Source organism: Kluyvera sp. STS39-E, from assembly GCF_040932435.1.
Taxonomy (GTDB): domain Bacteria; phylum Pseudomonadota; class Gammaproteobacteria; order Enterobacterales; family Enterobacteriaceae; genus Kluyvera.
The window spans coordinates 59302-81568 of record NZ_JBFQGA010000011.1 but is presented as its reverse complement, the minus strand read 5'-3'; the positions used below and the strand labels follow the sequence as shown (position 1 = coordinate 81568).

The window sequence follows — 22267 nt, the reverse complement described above, 5'->3', positions numbered from 1 at the left end:
CGGGCAGATCTCCGCGCGTGCCTCCTGTCGGTCGGGGCCGAAGTCGTTAAGATTCTTTTTTATCTTTCGCCGTTTTACGCGGTGCGCGTTTTTTTGCTGCCGGTTTCTCAGCTTTATCCGCGCTCGGCTTACGTTTGGTTTTCTTCTCTGCGACAACCGGCACAGGCTCCGGTTGTGCTGTCGCTTCCGGTTGCGGGGCCGCCAGCTTCTTCAGTTCGCGTGAAATAGACTGCATTTCACGTTTCACGCCCGCTGCGGGGTTCAGCTCTGTCGCGCGGCGAAACAGTTTTAGCGCTTCGCCTTTTGTCTCATTGTCAGCCGTTCCACGGCGTGAGAAGGCGCGGGCCTTGCAGAGCTTGGATTGCACTTCGTCCGGCATATCAGCCCCGGCGACAATCTCCGCCAGTTCATCCAGCACGGTGATATAAGCCGACATATCCGCCTCAGCGTCAGTCGTCGCCACGTTCAGCGCCTGATTGCTGATTTCTTCAGCCAGCATCACCGGCGCAGTACGTTTGAAGTCGTCACGCATAGACAGGCCATGCTTCACCACATAGCGCCCAATCTTCAGCGCTTGCGGGTAGTCCTGGCAGTCAATCGCCCACAGCATCATCGTGGTGATCACTTCATCCTGTCGCCCGCTGTCGCCCTCCAGAGTCCCATCAATCCAGCCCTGGTAGCCCGGCAACATGTCACGCTTCATCACAGCTTTTGTTTCAGTGGACTGCACCGCTTTAAGAGAGGCCTGATCGAGGCGTAGACGATGCAAAATTTGCTCATGCGCGGTGCGCACAACGCTATGCTGTGCAGCACTGTCTCCGCGTCGATCAGCCATCACTTTCTGAAAGTGTTTTTGCGCTGGGGTTAACATTTTTGTCTCCAGGTGGCGGGCGCATATGCGCCCGCAATTGCAGTTACGCGCCCGCGTTCTCGTCAGGCTCTACGGATAACGATGCCGGGGCGGCCTCCGCGAAGGTGATCCCGTCAATGAATGCGCATTTGCCGTAGTCTTCTACAACGAAGTCATCGTTTGAGGACTGGTAGTTAGCCACGCGGTTATATTGCGGTTCCTCTTTGATGGTTCGACGCAGTGCGCCCAACTGGTAATACACAGAGAGGTTTTTCAGCGACGTGATCAGCACACAGTCATCAGGCATGTACGGTGCGAAAACCACCGGCAGACCGCCAACTTTTTCACTGGACACAATCAACTGTGCCGCGATCAATTCGCTGTTCGGGTTGGTCTGGCTCAGGGCGTTCAGTTTCGGGAAATAGCTACTGGTCAACAGATCAGAAGACAGGATCACAACCAGATCAGGCGCTTTGCGGTGCCACGAATCCAACAGCGTGTTTTTGGCGTCAAAAACAGCCGCGTCCAGGTTGCCATAAGTACCTTTGGCGACAATTTTGTTATCTTCATCGCGCGCAGTCAGCGTGACTTTGCTGATGATGCGGTGCGGGGCGTCATTGCGGATTTTCTGAAGCCAGCCAACGCCGCAATCCTGCAACAGTGGATTGGCTGCACGGTCAGACACATCCGCGTAAGACGTACCGTTAAAACCAATCATAATGCGGTCCAGCGCAATCTGGCGGGCGTTTGCTTCGCTGATCAATGACTGGAAATTAGGCTGCATAGACCAGGCGTCCAACTGCGAATAACTCACAGCGGAGTCGTAGTTTGTTTTGCGGCAACGGTAGTCGCTCGACTCTTTAGAGTAATTGTCTACAGGGTTACGGCGGGCCGAACCATCGCTGCTGTTATTGGTGCTGGCGATCGGGCCTTTACTACCGATCAGGATTTTCTGGCCTTCCTGGGCTTTTACCGGAAAGACGTTAATTTTCTTCAGAAAATCATCACTTTCCATTGATGCCTTTTCCATGCGCTGTTGCACGGACGGCTCAACGCTGAAGGACTTGGCGACATCATCTGCACGAACGCCACTTAAATTGGCCTGGCGATCGATATAGCCGTTAAAAAGTACGCGGGTACTGTTTTCCATGTGTTTTATTCTCGCTTGCGTGGTTAGTAATCGGCCTGTTCGACGCCGGTGTTACCGCCCTGTGCGGGCTGGCGGCTGAAGGTGCTGGCATCTTGTTTAGCCAGCGTGGTTTTCAGGTCGGTCAGCTCACTGGTCAGCTTCTGAATTTCCTTTGCGTCGTCAGCGCGCTGGCTTGTCAGCGTCACCACCTGATCGATAAGGTCAGCCTGAGACGTGGCGACACCTTCAACCACTTCGCGAACCTGGCTGAATTGCTCACTTTCCGTCTTATGGCTTTTGGTCAGAATGCCCATTACGCGGCTAAACCACTGTTTACCTTCATCACCGCGCTGTTCCGCCAGTTCGACAACGTCCGCTTCAATGACATCGGTAATCATCGGCGCTTCGCCCTGCTGGTTATTGAATTTCATAACCTGAGCGCGCTGCTCAGCGGTGAATTTCAGGCGGTCAGTTCCGAGGCTTGCGGGAGTATCAGTCATCGCAATGCCCGCCACGTAAGGCCCGCCGTTTAAGGCGAAACGCGGATAAAGCTCAATACTGGTATGTACTTTTTTACCTTCATCGGTGAGCTTCTTCATTCGCTCGGAAGGTTCAATTTCGGCATAAAGGGCAACGCGTCCGGTCAACGGCCCTTCTTTGATGTCTTCGGCGCTCATCGATACCACTTCACCCATAGCGCTAAATTCGCTACTAGGGAGAGGTGACAAATAGTGTTCCATGTTCACTGGCGCTTTGTAGACGCTGGGGCTGTAGTTCGCCGCTGCATCCTTCAGGTGCTGCCCGCTAATTTCACGACCATCGACGGTCGTTCCTGAGACAGCAACACGGAATTTCTTCCGGGTTGGCTTGCTGGATTCACTCATGTTATTTCCTGCCGGTTGGTTTCTGTTTTTCCATGATGTCAGTTGCTAAGTCATTGTCTCAACGCGTTTTAGTTGTCAGAGACGGCCCACAACCCAAACAGCGGGAACGGCCCACGCGCGCGGGTTAATCTCTCCATCGAAACGAGAGGACACCGCATGATCCAGGACGCATTTGTAAGACAGAGAGCAAAGCAGCTTTACTGGCAGGGCTACCCGCCAGCAGAGATCGCACGCCTGATGGGTATCAGTCAGAACACGGTTTATTCGTGGAAAAAGCGCGACGAATGGGACGAAACGCCCGCGATTCAGCGCGTCACACAATCTATTGATGCCCGGTTATGCCAAATCGCGATGAAACCAACAAAGACCGGCGGCGATCTGAAGGAAATCGACGCGCTCACGCGCCAGGTGAAGAAGCTGGCAGAAGGCCAACCGGCGCAACCCTTCAAGAAAGCGCGCGCGGGCAAGAAGAAAAACCACTTCACCGAAGCGCAGATCGCCGCGCTGCGGGAAAAAATTCAGGACTCTCTGGCCTGGCATCAGCAGGGATGGTTTGAACAGCGCCAGCAACGAAACCGCATGATCCTGAAAAGTCGCCAGATTGGCGCAACCTGGTATTTTGCCCGCGAAGCGCTATTACAGGCGCTGCGGGATGACGTTAAGCACGGATACCAACGCAACCAGATTTTTCTGTCCGCGTCACGCCGCCAGGCGCACCAGTTCCGGGGATTCATTCAGAAGATTGCCGAAGAGGTAGACGTAGAACTAAAGGGCGGTGACAAAATTTTGCTGTCTAACGGGGCTGAATTGCATTTTCTCGGCACGTCTGCCGCTACCGCGCAGAGCTACACCGGCAACCTGTTTTTTGATGAATTTTTCTGGGTAGGCAACTTTGCCAACCTTCGCAAAGTGGCTGGCGCTATGGCAACCCTGAAAGGGCTTACGCGCACTTACTTTTCAACGCCATCGAGCGAAAGCCACGAAGCCTACCCCTTCTGGACGGGCAAGCGCTGGAATGAGAAGCGGGCCAAGTCCAGCCGGGTAGACCTCGACACAAGCTGGAAAACGCTAAACAGCGGCCTGTTGTGCCCGGACAAAACCTGGCGGCAAATTGTCACCCTGAAGGACGTGATCGACCACGGCTGGGAGTTCACCGATCTGGAAGAAATCCAGGACGAAAACACCCCGGACGAATACACAAACCTGTACATGTGTGAGTTCGTCAAAGAAGGCGAAGCTGTTTTCTCACTCAACCAGCTACTGTCGTGTGGTGCGGACGGTTATGACGACTGGCAGGACTGGAAACCCTACGCACCCCGCCCGCTGGGCGATCGCGAGGTCTGGATAGGCTACGACGCCAACGGCAGCAGCGGCAACGGTGACAGCGGCGCTGTTTCCGTGGTTGCCCCTCCCCTTGTCAGTGGCGGCAAGTTCCGCACGATAGAGACGCGACAGCTACGCGGAATGGAGTTTGAAGAACAGGCCAAAGTGATCGAAGACCTGACGATGAAATATAACGTCCGACATATCGCAATTGACGGTACCGGCATCGGTGAAGCGGTCTGGCAACTGGTCAAAAAATTCTTTCCGGCTGCTGTCTGCTTCATCATGTCGCTGTCATCAAAGCGCACCCTGGTACTCAAAATGCAGCAGGTGATCCGCGCGGGCCGCTGGGAGTATGACCGCAGTGAACAGGCGTTAGTTTCAGCATTCAACGCTGTCAGAAAAATCACCACTGCCGGCGGACAAATCACCTATGACACCGATCGCGCGCGCGGCGTCAGCCACGGCGACCTGGCCTGGGCAAATATGCTGGCAGTCATCAACGAGCCGCTTGGACGCGAGAACGGCGGCGGCAGTAGTTTCGTTATGGAGTTTTAATGAACACAGCAACACATGAAAGCGGCCTGACTATGCTCACTGACAGCGCGCCGCAGACTGATATTGGCGAAGCACTGAAGCGCGATCCCGCCCTCAGCGCCTTCACCTTTGACGGGCCATACCAGGTCACTGACGCTTACGACCTACTCGACAATATGTATTGCGCCGACAACGGCAGATACTACGAAACGCCGGTAGACTGGTACGGACTTGCGCGCTCATTCGGCAAAGCGTCCTGGCACCAGTCAGCGCTGTATTTCAAGCGCAACGCGCTGGCGGGATGCTTTATTCCACACCCGCTACTGTCTCGCCAGACGTTCTCCGCCCTGGCGCTTGACTGGTTTGTGTTTGGCAACTTCTACCTTGAAGAACGAAAGAACCGGCTAGGCGGGCGGCTACCGCTTCGCCATTGCCCGGCGAAGTACACCCGGCGCGGCACCGACCTAGACACATACTGGTTTATCAGACAGTGGAAAGACGAATGCCCCTTTGAAACCGGCTCAGTTTGCCACGTGTTGAACCCCGATATTCATCAGGAGATTTACGGGATGCCGGAATATATGGGTGCCCTGTTGTCAGCCAGCCTGTCACACTCGGCGGATATGTTTCGCAAAATGTACTATGAGAACGGATCTCATGCTGGCTGCATTCTTTACATCGGCACATCACAGGTAGATGACGCCGGTGTAAAACAGATACAGCAAACGCTGGCAGGAGCCAGGAACAAAGGCGCATTTAAGAACGTAGTGATCCACGCCCCAGGCGGCGGCAAAGACGGGGTACAACTGATGCCCTTCAGCCAGATATCTGCAAAGGATGAGTTTTTAAATATCAAATCAGCTACGCGTGATGACATCCTTGCCGCTCACCGCGTACCACCGCAACTGATGGGGGCCATGCCGGACGGCAACGGCTCATTCGGTGATGTGGAGAAAGCCGCGCGCGTGTTTGCCATCAACGAACTAATGCCAGCAATGGAAGCGCTGAAGCACGTCAACGACTGGCTTGGCGAAGAAGTGATCCGCTTTAGACCTTACGCCCTGCTTGAATCCATCAAATAACCACACCGCCGCCACCCCGGCGGCGATCTCCACCTCACATCAACACACGGCGCGCCAGCGCCATTCTAAGCGCCCCATAATCTAAACACGCCATTACCCGCACACAACACACAGAACGCAGCAACGCGCCAGAATTGCGCCAATTTTCCTATATTTGAGGCACCCCCCCACCTACCCTGCCGCGCGGGCTTTCCCCCCGTCACCTGCGCGCAACGATCACGCGTGTTTTCGTGCACTTGCAGATCCACGCCCAGCCAGCAGAACTACAGGCGTTATCGCCCAAAATCAGTGATAATTTTTTTGTGCAAATTTGCGCACTATTGTGCGGGTAAAAAAGTGACCGTTTATTTGACTACCCATTACCTTTGAGGTAATTTTGTCACATAAAACCACTAAAAGTGGTGAGTACCGAATCTGAGGAGGTTGGTTATGAAAAATATGTTTGATGAATTTGACGGCTTCTAAGCCGCATGACCTCTACGAGGCGGGGATTTTACCCCGCCTTTTTTATGGATAAAATTTGATGACTATCGACGCAAACACACTTTCCATCATTAGCAGCGCCGTTGTTTTTCTCGGTGTTGTTGCCGCTATCGTAACGATTATCTACAACGTTCGAACGGCAAAGAAAACGCAGACCGCAAATTTTCTGTTTGAAAGCCGTCAAGATGCGCAATACCTAGAGTCGCTCCACGTTTTAAAACAGGTGCATCGTTCAGGAAAATCTTTTCGCGCTTATGTTTTCCCATGCAATGGCGGTGCAATCACTGAAGATGAAATGCTTGAGCGTCGAAAATTTCAGTACATCCTGAACTTTTACGAAAGGGTAGCGGTAAGTATTCGCGAGGGCATCTATAACGAGAAGATGATCAAACGCACATCTTACAACACTGTAATTGAAACGTTTGATATTGCCGAACCGCTAATCAAAGCCATCAGAGAACACATTAACTCAGACACCACCTATCAAGAATTCGAGTGGCTAGTTAAGCGATGGAAAGCGAACCCACTGAAAAAAAATAAGTAACTTCCATTACAGAAAAAGCCGCCCAATAAGGCGGCTTTTTCAATATCAGAGCTTCATCATGCTTTTGACATAAACGACCACAACGCCAGGGTTCTTCGCTTGAGCCACTTTCAAAAGCGCGGCGCTATGACTATCAAGAAACCCACCCGGATCAACGCAATCACCATCATCATACTCAACCGTGGCTGATCCATTACCAGCAAAAACAACATGACCTGTCGCATTACAGCCTTCAAAGTAACTGATATAACTTGCTTTCACTTTACTCACCTCTCGTCATAAAACTTGCCCACGTGTACCGCCATTGATTAACGCAACTCTGAGTCTTTCCAATAGCGCGTCATTTTCCTGTTTTCTTTCCGCCTTAATCATCTGCCTTGCCTCATTCTGACGCCGTTCAATGACATCGGGGCCGACCTGTTTTGTTGTACACGCCAGACACAGCCCTTCATCGCCGTAATCCTTGTCGTCTTTGGTTAACTCAGCGCAGCAATTTTTCGCCCTGCAATACGTTACCCGCTCCTTTTCCACCAGGTAGTCATCGTCCAGATAAACGAGTTGCCCACCAATAGAAATCGAAGCCCCGCGCCGAAGGGCATCAATTGCAGGTTTGGATTTAATCCCCCAGGAGGAAAGCTGATAACGAAGGTGATCAGTCATTGGCGCGGCCTCTACAACACTGCTCCGCCGGGTTGCTGATTCTTCACGGATAGCCGCCGCCACTTTCATGTAATTTTCAGCGCGCTCCTGATCTGCCTTATCGCAATCTGAAGCAGCAATAGCATTAGCAAGCGACTCAAACACATCAGCAGGTGATTTTTGCTGTTTTGGTTTGTAGTTTCTGATGCTCTCATTAAGCCGTTTTTTCTGCTCTCGGCTCATTTGACCAATTTCATACTGTTCTGGATCTTCAGGCGGTGGATTTACCCCCCCCGGATTTGTATGTTTTTTGTACTTAGTACAGTTATTGACACGAGTCCAAGAGGGCGCAGACGCGCCCTTAAGGTCAAAACCCGGATCGGCGCGGTCTGAAGATTTAGGCTTCATCTTCACAATGCGATAAGAATGGAGGCGCGTTTCTACGGGTGGAATGCTGGATGCTGGCATAACCAGACCCTTGATAGCTTTCTGATACTCGCCGTAACTGCTTGGCTCGTTTTTGTATTGATACCAGGCGCGCAGCACCAACTTGGAACGGGAAACAAAAGGGCCACCCTGTAAGGTGATGTAACCCTGCCAATCTCCTGCGTGAGCCGCGCGGTGCAACTCACCAAAAACAGGACTAACCCTGTCGGCTAAATCCTGATTTTTGAGGCGGCGAAGTTCACGCCAGACTGACACCGGCGCGCCCCCTAAAAACTGGAATTGACGTATGCCCCAGCATGACGCCCAGGCCGTTGCGTGCTTCGCGGTTTCCTTCAGCGGGCGTCCACTTTCGTGATCGCTCTCGCCGTCCAGGGCGTAACCATCAATATTTTTTGAGATGTATTTGACGACATAACCCGTAGCGCTACCCAGGGCCGGATCTATCGGCTTCAATTCAAAGCGAGGCTGCTTACCAGCCTTACCTTTCAACTCATCCTCGTCTTCACGCGTTGCGTAGTCTTCCATCACCTCTTGCAACTCTGCTGTATGCTCTGGGGCCGTAAACAGCAGGCCGTGCCAGTGCGGAGTGCCGTCATGATGGGATTCAGCAACGCGAAGACCAAAAACAGGAATTTCACGGCGTGCGAGTTCAGCGCGAATCTGTTGCCATATTTGATTTAAATAACGCTGTGTCCGGCGCGGGCTTGCACCGTTCCATTTGTGATTGCGATGTCCGAACGCTGTGTAAGCATGGTATTTAGACGGCGCAGTAAGCGTGAAGAAACTCCCGGCATATCCGCTTTCCGTTGCCACCTTCTCAAAGCCACCTATACGCGTCATCAATTCAACACGGCGTTTTTCTGGGTTTGAGACGCTTTTATCAATCTGCTCTATCAGCGACATGCGCTCACCCGTAACCTGATCTTCAAGCTCCAGGCGGCTCATGATTGCCCTGCTACGTTTGCGGCGCGCATCCCACTGTGTAACGTGGTTTTTACTGCAATATGGGGAAACGTCGCGGCGCACATCACCAAACGCAATATGCAGATGCTCACGCCAGCGGCGCGCGTACTTTCGCAGCAGTCGCGACCAAAAACGATCATCAAGCATTTTTCGAATCGACGCTGCCATTTCATCAAGTGGCATTTTGCGCCGTGAAGCCCAGGGCGCGATTAGCCTGAAGTAAGCAACCAGCCTTGAGCCTTCACGCAGCATTCGTTTGCTGTACTCCACAGGGCTAAGTGCAGCACAGTTTTCACTCACTTCAGCTAAGGCAGCATTTGCATAAATAGCGATATCCTGAGCAAGTAAATCAATATCTTCGTCCGTGCTGTCAGCCAACTGATTGAATCGGCGCGTTAACTCACGAAGGTTTTCAAACGTATGAAACAGCGGGTTTAATTCGGAAGAAATGATCCAGTCGCTGCCAACAGGCACGGCGTATTGCTCTGTAACTGCTCGCACGTGGGGAAGGTCACGCGCCACGATATTGCGAAGGGTTAACTTTGCGATGTGACGCCCTTTGTCAGCGTGTACGGCATTTATGCGAGAGGAAACGCGGCGGCGGATAAATGTAGGTAGTGGCTTGAGGGTATCTTCAACCCACGCGAAAAACTCCTGCTCTTGACCCAATTCATATAGATCAACAGCGGGAGTCTTATCGACAGCAATGGCCTGCTTGGGTTCATTCCACGGATAGGCGTACCGGGCAGACTCGTTAAAGCAGCCCGGTTTATCCGTAGTCATTGAGTGAACACGACGCGCCTGGGTCACCGGCTCACCCTAGATTGTCACTGTGTCGCCGGGCCTTACTTCCCGCGCGTCACGTTCGGAATAACTGACTATCTCGACGTTGCTGTAACCGCCCTCGCTGAGAACCTCGACGCGGATGATCCAGAAATTACGGCATGGGATAACGTCCAGAACCTTTGTCACCACGACCTCAACTAAGCTCATCAGAAGTCCTCCGGCGCGGTGTATGAGTCGCAGATCTCGCAGTTGCGACAGCAGAAGGTATCGCTTCCAGATTCATAGCCATCACCAGCAACGGCGGGGCAACAAGTAGCGCAGAAACCGCGCCCCACTTGCCCGCATTCATCACAAACACGCAGAGCGCCAATCACCTCGCCAGCCAGGTTGCGAGTTTTGGCCCCTACTGAGCGCCGAACGTCGAAAACTTTTAGGGTGAACGGGTAATAAATTTGGTGCGCCTCAGGTGTATCACTGCCAGATATGACAGAGGGTATTTGTGCGTTGTTGTAGAGGCGTGAAAGCAACGCAACCAGGGCGCGGTGATCTTCATCGGTAAATGGCTTGCCGTAAGCCGTAAAATTCGCAGTTTCGCTGGCTGGCAGATATGGCGGATCGCAATAAACCACGCAGCCCGAATGACCAATCGCCAGCGGGATTGTTTCTCTGAAATCACCATGCAGGAACATAGCGCCCTTTTCCCACGCTCTTTTAGCAAAATGCTGAATCTCAGCCACAGGGAAAATTGGTTTCTTACGAAAACCAAAAGGAACGTTGAATTCATTTTTCAAATTAACGCGATATACGCCGTTATAGCAATGGCGGTTCAAATAAAGGAACAGCGCCGCATATCTAACCAACGCTTCATCATCATATTTTCGGCGGTCATATTTAAATTCACGATTGATTACATTAAATTCGTCGCGATATTCATAATATGGAATCTCATTATTACCATTTTCGAATATCTTTGCGGAAGCAGTTAAAAGCGCCTCAGTATTACGCTTAACCATTGAAAAGAAATTAATCAGCGCTGCATTGCTATCGCAAAGAACATAGGTTTTGTAATCAGTGTTAAGGAAGACGCTACCGCTTCCCACAAAAGGCTCAACCAGACAATCACCGTGTGGCAAAGCATCAAGTACATGCGACATAGCGCGAGACTTGCCGCCCGCCCAGATAAGAGGGGAGCTAATCATTAGACACCTCCGCGATAGCACGGATTACGCCCAGCGTTAGTTGGCAGTCGCAAAGCGCGCGGTGTGGTGCGCCGTTGACGGGTGGGACGCCAAGAGCCTTTGCAGCTTCAGCGAGTTTTTTCCATTTGTACTTACGGCGGTAATCATCCCATTCGCCATTAAATTCAGCGTAAAGCTCCATTGCGCACTCTGGCGAACCCAGCAGGATAGGAAAATCACATTCAGGAATATGGGATGAAGACTGCTCAATCATCCGATCATCAAACTGAGCGTTATACGCAATCCAGCGATCGCCGATTAACTCGCTCACCTCCGGCATAAGTTCCGCCCATATTGGCGCATCGGCAACCATCTCATTTGTTATGCCGTGAATCGCCGTAGCTTCAGCGGGAATTTCGCACATCGGCTTAACCAAAGTGTTAAGCAATGTCCTCCCCATGCAGTCGATGATCGCGATTTCAACAATCCGCGCATCACGCCCCAGGCCGGTAGTCTCAGTGTCAACAATGACGTAATTTTTACGAATCCAGCGCTTTGCGCGTTGCTTCGGGCTTTCGACACGGTTTTCGTGATAGACCGCCATATCAGCCAAAGACCACACCTTACGGATCACATCATCCGCTAGCTCACCTTTAAGGTGGGGGTTAGCCGCATAGCCCGCTATTATCGCGGCAAAGAATTCATTGCGTTTATTCATGCTCATTTAATTAATCTCACTGTTGATTAATGATTCACGACTACTTATCCATGAATCGAGGGATTTAAAAATATCGTCAGTGGTGACGCTTTCATTTTTCAAGAGCATCAGTCGAATGCGTAAAAGCCCCAGCAAATGACTACGCTCTTTAGTTCTTATTTCCGTTGTCGCTGTTACGATTTTTCGCTTCATTATTTCCCCTCAATCTTTACTGATTGACATGAAAGCCCTAAAAAAATGCAAAGCGAAGCCCCGGCAAAATGCCGTAAATAAATAGATTCAGATTGCAGTTATTTAATTAGCGCGCGCCACTATTCCAGTACGCTTCTAATTCTGCGGTGAATAATTCGCAAATTGAGCCGCCCGGAAGAATTGAAAATTGAATACCCGTTTCCTTGCAACGCACCTCAAAACCATTTCGGGCAATATCAGACAGAGCCATACCCTGAACAACATTACGCGATCTGCTGTATTGATGATCGGGGCCGTAACCGCCACGCGATATATTGCGCGCACCATCTTGCCTGTTGGCATTCAAACGGTTTCGCGCTTCCATAACTGCTGCTGTTGAAGTTGTCATTAGTGCCCCCGATGTAGCTGATCGATAGTCTGTCGAGCCTGAGACAATCCGAAGTCCAGCCCCAGATAATTACCATCTTTGGTGATTTGGTAACGCTGGCGTGAATACGGCTTTTTGCGTGGCAGCTTCACAATAGTGAAGCCGCGATAGATTGCTGTTTTGCTGTTGATCTGGATAAGCATCATCAATCCCTTAGCTTCGGTTATTAAAGGCCCATCCAGAGCAACCAGGCATCACGCTGTTCAACCGGGCGGTTATAGAACGCCTCACGCACCCCGCGATTGAACTCAGGAACAAAGACCAGCTTTTCACCCGCGCGCGCTTTTGGCTTTGACGGATCACGAAACTCAATAACCGGCAGTTTATTTTTTTCAATCATGGTTTGTACGGCTGTGCGTGGCTTACCCAACAATTCCGCGAACTTATCAGGATGAACCGCATCAAGTGGATACTGAATTACATAATCACTTGCTTCCATAAAACCTCCAGTTAGTTACTTTGCAACTCCATGCTATGAGCATGGTTTTTGTGTTATTTTCTTTACACCTCATGCGGTTACAGGCATGAGGCGTAAACCTACATACAAAAGGAAATAACATGACCTCAGAAGAAAAAGTTCTCTTCTTATTCGCTCAGACTTGCACCGTGTTAAGCAAATCCGCGCCTGATTCTCAGATGTCCGCCATCAAAGCCCGCGTTATGGGTCCGGGGACACAAGTCAGCGCTAATTTCGATGATGTTTATGCTGTGCTTGAACAGAAGCTGAACGAAAAGCTAAACGCTTAATCAGCCAGCTCACCCCCAAGCATTTCAGTAAGAACCAAAACATCCGAGATGCTCTTGCCAGAGAGATTTTTACCAAGCTCTCTGGCTTTTTCTTGCATGAACACAGCCACATCAGCAGCCAACCCAATTTTTTCATGAGGGGTCAAAGGCGAACCCTTATCCTGATCAACCCTCGTGTTTGCATCCTGTGAACCACTAACAACATGCTCCGTCATCATTCATCCTCATTTGGTTACATGCTAACCTTGTAAGATCCAGCCGGTTTAAAACGGTTCGGGATGGTTCCTGAACTGGCTGGCTACATCCGTCTTGGTTTTAAAAGTAAAACCATTGACGGCGATTTTAGTTTTAGTTTTGGAACCTTGTCAAATGAAAATGGGCGAAAAAGTGAAGGCAATAAGGGCCGCTGAAAAGATTACGCAAAAAAATTTCTGTGAAATCACTGGTATACCGCTTAGTTCTTTAAAAAACTATGAAGGTGGGCACTCAGAACCAAGCCTAACGAATATGCTGATGATTACCTCTAAACCACGTTTTGAAAAATACACCCTCTGGTTAATGACCGGTAAGACAGCCCCCGAAGCCGGGCAGATTTCCCCGGTCGTCGCACACTCTGGGCAAGAAGAAACAACCTCGTCACGCTCAGGCCGCAAAACTGGCTAACGATTAACCGAGCCTATATTTATTACATAAGTTGTTTACTTGTAAGGAAATATAATTTCAGGCGTTACAACGAAGTAAGTAAGAAACCTCGGACAGTAACTACTAATCCGGGCAAGTTTGAAAGCTCTATTCGGAGGGTCTTATGACTATCAAAAGACTCGATGATGGGCGTTATGAAGTGGATATCAGACCGCGCGGGCGTGAAGGACGTCGCATCCGCCGGAAATTTGAAAGAAAAGCTGAAGCAGTTGCCTTTGAGCGCTACACATTAGCGAACGCTAATCAGAAGGAATGGGCGGGCCAGAGAGCAGATCGCAGATCTCTATCTGAATTACTGGATGCCTGGTGGAAGTATCACGGTCAAAACCATGAACACGGTGAGAAGGAATTTAACCACCTCACGAAGACGATCGGCGGCATCGGTGACATACCCGTTAGCCGCGTGAGCAAACGGCTTCTGATGGACTACCGTTCTATGCGACTTCGTGACGGTATCAAGGCATCAACAATTAACCGTGATATGTACCGTTTTTCAGGCATGTTCACCAAGTTGATTCAATTAGAAGAGTTTTCCGGCGTACATCCAGTGCATGGACTACCACCACTGGCAGAAGAAAACCCAGAAATGACATTTCTGGAAAAGGAAGAGATCAGCAGCTTACTAAATGCCTTAACCGGCGATGCAAGATTGATTGCCCTTCTTGGTGTCAGTACCGGCGCACGATGGTCTGAGTTGGCAACGTTAAAGCCTTCTCAGATCGTCAATTGCCGCGTGACTTTCCTGAAGACCAAAAACGGGAAAAAGCGCACAGTTCCAATTTCTGCGGAACTGGAAAAACTGATCAAGAAGGAGGCAAGCGCGAAACTGTTTAAAGTGGACTATGAAAAATTTTGTCTGATACTGAAGGCGGTAAAACCAGATATACCACCGAACCAGGCAACACATATTCTGCGTCATACCTTCGCTAGTCATTTCATGATGAATGGGGGAAATATTATCGCGCTACAGCAGATCTTAGGACATGCCAGCATCCAGCAAACGATGGTTTACGCGCATCTGTCGCCAGACTATCTGCAAAATGCTGTCTCACTAAATCCGCTTGCCGGTGGCGTATCGCTTTAAGATAGGAGTGACCCGGAGTGTCCACATTGTGTCCACACTCTGGGAAATTCAAAACGGCTCAGGCTGGCTCCAGCATTTTATAAGTAGCTGTTTTTACTTGAGGTTATACGTAAGTTATTGATAAAAAAAACCCCCACATCATGTGGGGGAAGACAGGGATGGTGTCTATGGCAAGGAAAAACAGGGTTGTTACTGGTTGCTACGGGTATTGCTACTAAACAGGGTTTTACTCGAACCTTGTTGCATCCGTGCAACATCACGCAGCTGCTCCATACGCTGCTGGTGCTTCTCGTTTAAAGCCGCTTGCTGCTCTGGCGTAAGCAGACGGTACATCTGGTTACGCACCTTCGCCATTTCAACTTGGCGGTTCACTTGCTCCTCGGCCATTTTTTCGGCCTGAGTGCGCACAGCGGCTTCATCAAATTTATCTGCGGTGACAAGGCGATGCATTGTCTCCATTTCGCTAACATTAACGGGTAGACGTTCGTGTCGTGCCCGGTGCATCAGATCGCGCATTTGCTGGCGCTGATGTTCGGTTAAACTAATACCGTCGAACATATGGCCCTGGCCACTACTTAGCGGATTAGCCTCCGCCGGGTGCCAGTTAACGCTGGTGACGACTTCATCTGCCTGGCTTAGTGCACTGAATGCCAGCGTTGAGGCCATGACGGCAGCGATAACATTGCGCATCACATGCTCCCAAAAACTTTTGTGTCGCGAATCAACGAGAGACAGTTTACGATTCAGGCTGCAAACATGCGTCAGGGGGTGTAAAACAACGTAAAGTCATGGATTAGCAAGCCCTGATGACGTAATTTCTGCCTCGGAGGGAATAAAATATGAATAAAATTTTGTTAGTTGATGATGACCGTGAATTGACTTCACTTCTCAAGGAACTTCTTGATATGGAAGGCTTTAACGTTCTGGTTGCCCACGATGGTGAGCAGGCGTTAGCGTTGATTGATGATAGCATCGACCTACTTTTACTCGACGTGATGATGCCGAAAAAGAACGGTATCGACACGCTTAAAGAATTACGACAGACACACCAGACACCTGTCATCATGCTGACTGCACGCGGAAGCGAGCTGGATCGCGTACTGGGCCTTGAACTGGGCGCAGATGACTATTTGCCTAAACCATTTAACGATCGCGAACTTGTTGCACGTATTCGCGCTATTTTGCGCCGTTCACACTGGAGCGAACAGCAGCAAAATAGCGATTCCAGTTCGCCAACCGTAGAAGTTGACTCCCTGAGCCTGAACCCAGGCCGCCAGGAAGCGAGCTTTGATGGTCAGACACTGGAACTGACCGGTACCGAATTTACCCTGCTTTATCTGCTTGCACAGCACCTAGGCCAGGTCGTTTCACGCGAGCATTTGAGCCAGGAAGTGCTGGGCAAACGCTTAACGCCGTTCGACCGCGCTATTGATATGCACATTTCCAACCTGCGCCGGAAGCTGCCTGAGCGTAAAGATGGTCACCCATGGTTTAAAACCTTACGTGGCCGTGGCTACCTGATGGTCTCCGCTTCATGATTGGAAGTTTAACCGCACGCATCTTCGCCATCTTCTGGCTCACGCTAGCGCTGGTGTTGATGCTGGTTTTGATGCTGCCAAAACTCGACTCACGCCAAATGACGGAGCTGCTGGATAGCGAGCAGCGCCAAGGCTTGATGATCGAGCAGCACGTTGAAGAAGAGCTGGCTAACGACCCTCCAAATGATTTGATGTGGTGGCGTCGCCTGTTCCGCGCAATTGATAAATGGGCACCTCCAGGCCAGCGGCTGCTGCTGGTCACCAGCGAAGGTCGCGTGATCGGCGCTGAGCGCAACGAAATGCAGATTATCCGTAACTTCATCGGGCAGTCTGATAATTCCGATCATCCACAGAAGAAAAAATACGGCCGCGTAGAGTTGGTTGGGCCATTTTCTATCCGTGACGGTGAAGATAACTACCAGCTATACCTGATTCGCCCAGCCAGCAGTTCCCAGTCCGATTTTATCAACCTGCTGTTCGACAGGCCGCTATTGCTGCTTATCGTGACCATGTTGGTCAGCGCGCCGCTGCTGCTATGGCTGGCGTGGAGCTTGGCAAAACCGGCACGTAAACTGAAAAATGCCGCCGATGAAGTGGCTCAGGGCAACCTGCGTCAGCATCCTGAGCTAGAGGCCGGGCCGCAGGAGTTTTTAGCCGCCGGTGCGAGCTTTAACCAGATGGTGATGGCGCTGGAGCAGATGATGACCGCACAGCAGCGTCTGCTTTCCGATATCTCCCACGAGCTACGCACGCCGCTTACGCGCCTGCAGTTGGGGACCGCGCTGCTGCGTCGCCGCAGTGGTGAAAGCAAAGAACTGGAACGAATCGAAACGGAAGCCCAGCGCCTCGACAGCATGATTAACGACATGCTGGTTATGTCGCGTAATCAGCAAAAAAATGCGCTGTTGAGCGAAACGCTGAAGGCCAATCAGCTGTGGGGCGAAGTGCTGGACAACGCCGCGTTTGAAGCCGAGCAGATGGGGAAATCGTTTAGCGTCGATTATCCGCCAGGACCTTGGCCGCTTTACGGCAACCCGAACGCGCTGGAAAGTGCGCTAGAGAACATCGTCCGCAATGCGCTGCGTTACTCGCATACCAAAATTGCCGTGAGCTTCTCCGTCGATAAAGACGGCATCACCGTCCATGTTGACGATGATGGTCCAGGCGTCAGCCCGGACGACAGAGAGCAAATTTTCCGTCCGTTCTACCGCACCGACGAAGCGCGCGATCGCGAGTCTGGCGGGACGGGGCTGGGGTTGGCAATCGTGGAAAGCGCGATTCAACAGCACCGTGGTTGGGTCAAAGCCGACGACAGTCCGCTCGGCGGTTTACGCCTGACGCTCTGGCTACCGCTCTATAAGCGAACCTAAAAAACCATCGGCCTGCTTATGCAGGCCGATTTTTTATGCGGCTAACGGCCGTAGGCCTGATAAGCGTAACGCCATCAGGCATTGCCGCGCACATTGCCGGATGGCGGCTATGCCTTATCCGGCCTACTTACCCCACAAACGTCGGGAATTATCTTCAATCTTGCCGCTTAAGCGACGCTTTTGCATCGTTCGACTCCAACTTGCCGACAGCCCCGCCGCGCTCAGCAAACGGTGGTACTGGTCATCATCAAACGGCATCGACCAAGCGATAACGCCCGCCTCATGCACCGAGATATCGCTCAGTCGTGACACCAGCTCAAGGGGGGCATCGCTGGACACGTTGCCCGGCGCAATCACCCGATACAACCAACCGGTTTTGCCACTGTTTTGCATCAGGGAGGCCATATCGCCGCTCGCGAAATGGAAATTGAGCTTAAAACACGGGGAGCGTGGCTGGGTCACCTGGATTAAAGTCTCGCCCCAGCGGTAGATATCGCCAATAAAGACATTATGTTCGGTCATCCCCTCGGCTGACAGGTTTTCACCAAACGCTGGCGCGCAAAACAGGGCCGCCTGCTCAGGGAACTCTCGCGACCACTCGGCATAATGTTCACGAGGATACTGGCATAACGCACGATCCGGGCCGCCGTGGATTTTCTTCTCGGCCTGTTCATCGCCCAACAGCCCCAGTTCGGTCAGCTCCAGCTCACCGTCTACCTGCACTTTGGCAATTGCGCTCGGGCGGCTACCGTCGTAGTCGCGAATCTTACCTATAAACACGTCAACCGGATGATGCATCTGCTGCTCCTTAGGCGGATACAAAAAAAGCGAGCCATCAGACTCGCTTCTACAGACCGGCAATGCAAATTATTTTTTAGCGGCGAAACGCGCTGCTGCTTCGTCCCAGTTCACTATGTTCCAGAACTCTTTGATGTAGTCCGGGCGGCGGTTCTGGAATTTCAGGTAGTAAGCGTGTTCCCATACATCCAGACCCACAATTGGGAAACCCGATGCGCCGGAAACAGCTTCACCCATCAGCGGGGAGTCCTGGTTTGCGGTAGAAACCACAGCCAGTTTGTCGCCTTTCAGCACCAGCCACGCCCAGCCGGAGCCGAAGCGGGTTGCTGCTGCTTTTTCAAATTCAGCTTTGAAGTTATCAACGGAACCGAAGTCGCGCTCGATAGCCGCTTTCAGGTCGCCCTGCAGGGTGGTGCCTTTTTTCAGGCCTTTCCAGAAGAAGCTGTGGTTAGCGTGGCCGCCAGCGTTGTTACGCAGAACGGTTTTCTTGTCAGCTGGCAGCTGATCCAGTTTGGCGATCAGTTCTTCTGCAGACAGAGAAGCGAACTCCGGCAGGCTTTCCAGCGCTGCGTTAGCGTTGTTGACGTAAGCCTGGTGGTGTTTGCTGTGATGGATTTCCATCGTCTGTTTGTCGAAGTGCGGTTCCAGGGCATCGTACGCATAAGGCAGTGATGGCAGGGTATAGCTCATAATCATCTCCATTATTGTCGGGCGGCAAACCTGTTAACGCCGCGTAATCAGTTGGTTCATTATAGTTATTTAAATGATATTGAAAATGATTATCAATGCCGTAGTTTTTATAAGGTTATAACGATTTGTTATGTCCGTGAAAATCTGGGCGCTTTTCGTTAACCGAATTGATGAATTCTTAAAATTTCACATTTTGACACCGATAGATGCAAACACGCCTTTTTTGCCACCTTAGCGCAACTGTTGGCAATAACCGCAAGGTCATCATAGGTATTAACAGGTAATTTCGCCCCAGAACTATCAAACGTTGAGGGTTATATGAAATTACTACGGACAGTCAAAATGCTCCTGCTCTGCTGCCTGTCACTGCCTGCCTTTTTGCATGCCGAGACCGTACTGCGTCTTGCCTATGCGGAAAACAGCCAGCCGGTGAAAGATGCGCTGCGCTTTCTGGGCAACCAGATCGAGGAGAAGACCCAGGGTGACATTAAGGTAATGTACTTCCCTGACGGCCAGCTAGGCGGCGAACGCGAGCTGGTTGAACTCACCCAGGTTGGCGTGGTGGATATCACCAAAGTATCTTCCGGACTGATGGAAAGCTTCTCCCCGATGTATGGAATTTTCTCCCTTCCCTACCTGTTTGCCGACCGCGATGAATATTACAAGGTGATGGATAACCCCGATGTAATGACCCCCGTTTATCAGTCCACCCAAGCGCAAGGCTTTGTGGGCGTCGGTTGGTACGATTCTGGCGCGCGTAACTTCTACATGAGCAAAGCGCCGGTACGCAGCATCGACGATTTAAAGGGCAAAAAAATCCGCGTGATGCAAAGCGACACCGCCATCCGTACGCTCAAACTGCTGGGGGCCTCCCCTATCGCCATGAGCCAGGCCGAAGTCTATACCTCCTTGCAGCAAGGCATTCTGGACGGCGCTGAAAACAACGAATTCGCCCTCACTATCGCCCGTCACGGCGAAGTTGCCCGCTATTACTCCTACGATATGCACACCCGTATTCCCGACATTCTGCTAATGAGCTCGCTGACGCTGGAAAAGTTAACGCCAGAGCAGCAACGCATCGTCAACGACGCTATCAAGGCCTCTATTGAATTTGAAAAAGCCGCATGGGATGCCGAAATAGAGAAGACCAAACAGCAGGCGGTGAAGGACTTTAACGTCGAATTCTTTGATATCGATATCAAACCCTTCCAGCAGGCGGTTCAGCCTATCTATGCCGAGCTGAAGAATCGCCCGCAGCTGGATGCGCTCTATCAGACAATTCAGGCCGCGAAACACTGATCTCTAAGGACAAAAAATGGAAATAATCAGAAAAGGACTCGATCGACTACTGGAAGTCGTCTGCTGCCTGGTTTTGGCAATGATGGTTGCCGTCTCCTGCTGGCAGGTTATTAGCCGCTACATTGTCGGCCAGCCCAGCACCATCACCGAAGAGCTGCTGCGCTTCTCGCTGGTGTGGATCTCCATGCTCGGTATGGCCTACGTCGCCGGTAAACAGCAGCATATCAGCCTGACCATCTTAGTCGACAAGGTCTCCGCGCAGGTCCGCAACGTGTGGATGATCATCCTGCAACTGACCTTTATGGCTTTCTCAATCTGGATTTTGATCATTGGCGGCCTGAAGATTTCCGCCATCTCAATGCTGCAAATCTCCCCCGCACTGGGTATTCCGATGGGCCAAGTCTACTACGCGCTGCCGATTGCCGGCGTGCTGATCATTGTTTACAGCGTGCTGAATATCGCCGACTCACTGCGCGCCCTGACCCGCTCTTCCCCGCTGCATGTGGAGAAACAACATGATTGATCCGATTACCGCTTCGTTAACGCTAATTGGCGTCTTCGTCGTCCTGCTAGCGATGGGCGCGCCTATTGGTATCTGCATCGTCATCGCGTCGTGCAGCACGATGATGCTGGTGCTACCGTTTGATATTTCGATGTTCGCTACCGCGCAGAAAATGTTCTCCAGCCTCGATAGCTTCGCGCTACTGGCAGTACCGTTCTTTGTGCTGTCCGGCGTTATCATGAACAGCGGCGGCATTGCTACTAGGCTAGTGAACTTCGCCAAACTGTTCACTGGTCGCCTGCCCGGCTCGCTCTCTTACACCAATATCGTCGGCAATATGATGTTTGGTGCCATCTCCGGCTCCGCCATTGCCGCATCAACCTCAATCGGCGGCGTGCTGGTGCCAATGAGTGCCAAAGAAGGTTACAGCCGCAGCTTCGCGGCAGCGGTGAATATTGCCTCCGCGCCAACCGGAATGCTGATCCCGCCCACCACCGCGTTCATCCTGTATGCGCTGGCCAGCGGCGGAACCTCAATCGCCGCGCTGTTTGCCGGAGGTATGGTGGCCGGCATTCTGTGGGGCGTGGGCTGTATGGCGGTGACGTGGGTGGTCGCAAAGCGCAATAACTATCGCGTCTTTTTTGCCTTACAGAAAGGCATGGCGCTGAAGGTCACGCTGGAAGCCGTACCAAGTCTGCTGCTCATCGTCATCATCGTTGGTGGTATCGTGAAGGGCGTCTTTACAGCAATTGAAGCCTCTGCCATTGCGGTGGTTTATACGCTGTTCCTGACCCTAGTGTGCTATAAGACGCTGAAACTCAAAGATATGCCGTCGGTATTTATTCAGACGGTAGTGATGACCGGCATTATTATGTTCCTGCTCGCCACCTCATCAGCCATGTCGTTCTCCATGTCGATAACCAATATTCCCACCGCGTTAAGTGAGATGATCCTCGGCATTTCAGAAAGCAAGGCGATGATTTTGCTGGTGATAACCGTCTTCTTGCTGATCATCGGCGCATTTATGGATATCGGCCCGGCCATTCTTATTTTCACGCCAATCCTGCTGCCGATTATGACCCAACTGGGCGTCGACCCGGTGCATTTCGGCATTGTGATGATCTACAACCTAGCAATCGGCACCATTACGCCGCCGGTGGGTAGCGGCCTGTACGTCGGGGCAAGCGTGGGCAAGGTAAAAGTGGAAGAGGTGCTGAGGCCATTAATGCCTTTCTATATCGCGATCATCACCGTACTGCTGCTGATCACCTATATCCCTGAACTGACGCTATTCCTGCCGCGTTTGCTTGGGGTGATGTAAAAACATGCGACGCCGGGATTGTATAGAGTGGGAA

The 22267-nt window shown here is 51.5% G+C and carries 26 protein-coding genes; 11 read left to right on the top strand and 15 right to left on the bottom strand.

Features of this window, described 5'->3' with window-relative positions; all coding sequences use genetic code 11:
* Positions 1-46 precede the first annotated feature (46 nt).
* From gpM to AB4K05_RS21425, 3 genes are read right to left on the bottom strand one after another with little or no spacing between them, the layout of a single operon-like run.
* Positions 47-871: a phage terminase small subunit gene (gene gpM, locus AB4K05_RS21435; RefSeq protein ID WP_368481848.1), complete on the bottom strand. Its 825-nt coding sequence runs from the start codon at positions 869-871 to the stop codon at positions 47-49.
* A gap of 43 nt (positions 872-914) precedes the next feature.
* A complete protein-coding gene (locus tag AB4K05_RS21430) occupies positions 915-2000 on the bottom strand; it encodes a phage major capsid protein, P2 family (protein WP_368481847.1) in 1086 nt (361 codons plus the stop codon).
* A 23-nt stretch (positions 2001-2023) separates the two neighbouring features.
* Entirely contained in the window at positions 2024-2863 is an 840-nt protein-coding gene (locus tag AB4K05_RS21425) for a GPO family capsid scaffolding protein (protein WP_368481846.1), read from the bottom strand.
* A 156-nt stretch (positions 2864-3019) separates the two neighbouring features.
* Between AB4K05_RS21425 and AB4K05_RS21420 the strand changes: the two genes are divergently transcribed.
* The 3 genes from AB4K05_RS21420 (at position 3020) to AB4K05_RS21410 (ending at position 6832) form a co-directional block, all read left to right on the top strand.
* Positions 3020-4744, top strand: coding sequence for a terminase family protein (locus tag AB4K05_RS21420; RefSeq protein ID WP_368481845.1), 1725 nt, complete (start codon positions 3020-3022; stop codon positions 4742-4744).
* A complete protein-coding gene (locus tag AB4K05_RS21415; RefSeq protein ID WP_368481844.1) occupies positions 4744-5805 on the top strand; it encodes a phage portal protein in 1062 nt (353 codons plus the stop codon). Before AB4K05_RS21420 ends, AB4K05_RS21415 begins: the two co-directional genes overlap by 1 nt.
* 529 nt (positions 5806-6334) lie before the next feature.
* Positions 6335-6832: a DUF4760 domain-containing protein gene (locus AB4K05_RS21410; RefSeq protein WP_368481903.1), complete on the top strand. Its 498-nt coding sequence runs from the start codon at positions 6335-6337 to the stop codon at positions 6830-6832.
* Between the two features lie 45 nt (positions 6833-6877).
* Here AB4K05_RS21410 and AB4K05_RS21405 read toward each other — a convergent pair whose 3' ends face one another.
* The 8 genes from AB4K05_RS21405 to AB4K05_RS21370 form a co-directional block, all read right to left on the bottom strand.
* On the bottom strand, positions 6878-7093 hold the full coding sequence (locus AB4K05_RS21405) for a hypothetical protein (RefSeq protein WP_368481843.1): 216 nt from the start codon (positions 7091-7093) through the stop codon (positions 6878-6880).
* Between the two features lie 15 nt (positions 7094-7108).
* The gene (locus AB4K05_RS21400) at positions 7109-9691 is read right to left on the bottom strand and encodes a replication endonuclease (protein WP_368481842.1); all 2583 of its coding nucleotides are present in this window, start codon (positions 9689-9691) and stop codon (positions 7109-7111) included.
* Positions 9692-9873: 182 nt separating this feature from the next.
* Entirely contained in the window at positions 9874-10866 is a 993-nt protein-coding gene (locus AB4K05_RS21395) for a DNA adenine methylase (protein WP_368481841.1), read from the bottom strand.
* Positions 10859-11569 (bottom strand): 3'-5' exonuclease, encoded by a 711-nt coding sequence (locus AB4K05_RS21390; protein ID WP_368481840.1) that lies wholly within the window; start codon positions 11567-11569, stop codon positions 10859-10861. The genes AB4K05_RS21395 and AB4K05_RS21390 overlap by 8 nt, the downstream gene beginning before the upstream one ends.
* Positions 11570-11755 (bottom strand): hypothetical protein, encoded by a 186-nt coding sequence (locus AB4K05_RS21385; RefSeq protein WP_251859133.1) that lies wholly within the window; start codon positions 11753-11755, stop codon positions 11570-11572.
* 106 nt (positions 11756-11861) lie between these two features.
* A complete protein-coding gene (locus AB4K05_RS21380) occupies positions 11862-12143 on the bottom strand; it encodes a hypothetical protein (RefSeq protein WP_251859134.1) in 282 nt (93 codons plus the stop codon).
* The gene (locus AB4K05_RS21375) at positions 12143-12325 is read right to left on the bottom strand and encodes a hypothetical protein (RefSeq protein WP_048249677.1); all 183 of its coding nucleotides are present in this window, start codon (positions 12323-12325) and stop codon (positions 12143-12145) included. Before AB4K05_RS21375 ends, AB4K05_RS21380 begins: the two co-directional genes overlap by 1 nt.
* Before the next feature lie 23 nt (positions 12326-12348).
* Positions 12349-12621 (bottom strand): Cox family DNA-binding protein, encoded by a 273-nt coding sequence (locus tag AB4K05_RS21370; RefSeq protein WP_130970788.1) that lies wholly within the window; start codon positions 12619-12621, stop codon positions 12349-12351.
* 119 nt (positions 12622-12740) lie between these two features.
* On the opposite strand from AB4K05_RS21370, the gene AB4K05_RS21365 reads away from it, so the two are divergent.
* Positions 12741-12929 carry a hypothetical protein gene (locus AB4K05_RS21365; protein ID WP_368481839.1) on the top strand — a complete coding sequence of 63 codons (189 nt, stop codon included), beginning with the start codon at positions 12741-12743 and terminating at the stop codon, positions 12927-12929.
* On the opposite strand, the gene AB4K05_RS21360 is transcribed toward AB4K05_RS21365, so the two are convergent.
* The gene (locus AB4K05_RS21360) at positions 12926-13147 is read right to left on the bottom strand and encodes a hypothetical protein (RefSeq protein ID WP_368481838.1); all 222 of its coding nucleotides are present in this window, start codon (positions 13145-13147) and stop codon (positions 12926-12928) included. The genes AB4K05_RS21365 and AB4K05_RS21360 overlap by 4 nt on opposite strands.
* A 151-nt stretch (positions 13148-13298) precedes the next feature.
* Between AB4K05_RS21360 and AB4K05_RS21355 the strand changes: the two genes are divergently transcribed.
* Entirely contained in the window at positions 13299-13592 is a 294-nt protein-coding gene (locus AB4K05_RS21355) for a helix-turn-helix domain-containing protein (protein ID WP_368481837.1), read from the top strand.
* A gap of 142 nt (positions 13593-13734) precedes the next feature.
* Positions 13735-14715: a tyrosine-type recombinase/integrase gene (locus tag AB4K05_RS21350; RefSeq protein WP_368481836.1), complete on the top strand. Its 981-nt coding sequence runs from the start codon at positions 13735-13737 to the stop codon at positions 14713-14715.
* A 189-nt stretch (positions 14716-14904) separates the two neighbouring features.
* Here AB4K05_RS21350 and cpxP read toward each other — a convergent pair whose 3' ends face one another.
* The gene (gene cpxP / locus AB4K05_RS21345) at positions 14905-15405 is read right to left on the bottom strand and encodes a cell-envelope stress modulator CpxP (protein ID WP_368481835.1); all 501 of its coding nucleotides are present in this window, start codon (positions 15403-15405) and stop codon (positions 14905-14907) included.
* Positions 15406-15554: 149 nt separating this feature from the next.
* Here cpxP and cpxR point away from each other — a divergent pair, with 149 nt between their 5' ends.
* Positions 15555-16253, top strand: coding sequence for an envelope stress response regulator transcription factor CpxR (cpxR, locus tag AB4K05_RS21340; protein WP_368481834.1), 699 nt, complete (start codon positions 15555-15557; stop codon positions 16251-16253).
* Positions 16250-17623 (top strand): envelope stress sensor histidine kinase CpxA, encoded by a 1374-nt coding sequence (gene cpxA / locus AB4K05_RS21335; RefSeq protein WP_052284212.1) that lies wholly within the window; start codon positions 16250-16252, stop codon positions 17621-17623. Before cpxR ends, cpxA begins: the two co-directional genes overlap by 4 nt.
* Before the next feature lie 123 nt (positions 17624-17746).
* Here cpxA and yiiM read toward each other — a convergent pair whose 3' ends face one another.
* Positions 17747-18421 (bottom strand): 6-hydroxyaminopurine reductase, encoded by a 675-nt coding sequence (yiiM, locus tag AB4K05_RS21330; protein ID WP_368481833.1) that lies wholly within the window; start codon positions 18419-18421, stop codon positions 17747-17749.
* Between the two features lie 69 nt (positions 18422-18490).
* Entirely contained in the window at positions 18491-19111 is a 621-nt protein-coding gene (sodA, locus tag AB4K05_RS21325; RefSeq protein ID WP_368481832.1) for a superoxide dismutase [Mn], read from the bottom strand.
* Between the two features lie 342 nt (positions 19112-19453).
* Here sodA and AB4K05_RS21320 point away from each other — a divergent pair, with 342 nt between their 5' ends.
* Genes AB4K05_RS21320 through AB4K05_RS21310 form a run of 3 tightly spaced genes read left to right on the top strand, consistent with a single transcriptional unit; the run spans position 19454 to position 22233 of the window.
* Positions 19454-20410, top strand: coding sequence for a TRAP transporter substrate-binding protein (locus AB4K05_RS21320; protein ID WP_368481831.1), 957 nt, complete (start codon positions 19454-19456; stop codon positions 20408-20410).
* Positions 20411-20426: 16 nt separating this feature from the next.
* Complete coding sequence (locus tag AB4K05_RS21315) at positions 20427-20933, top strand: TRAP transporter small permease (RefSeq protein WP_368481830.1); 507 nt, start codon at positions 20427-20429, stop codon at positions 20931-20933.
* Positions 20926-22233 carry a TRAP transporter large permease gene (locus AB4K05_RS21310; RefSeq protein ID WP_368481829.1) on the top strand — a complete coding sequence of 436 codons (1308 nt, stop codon included), beginning with the start codon at positions 20926-20928 and terminating at the stop codon, positions 22231-22233. The genes AB4K05_RS21315 and AB4K05_RS21310 overlap by 8 nt, the downstream gene beginning before the upstream one ends.
* Positions 22234-22267: the final 34 nt, after the last annotated feature.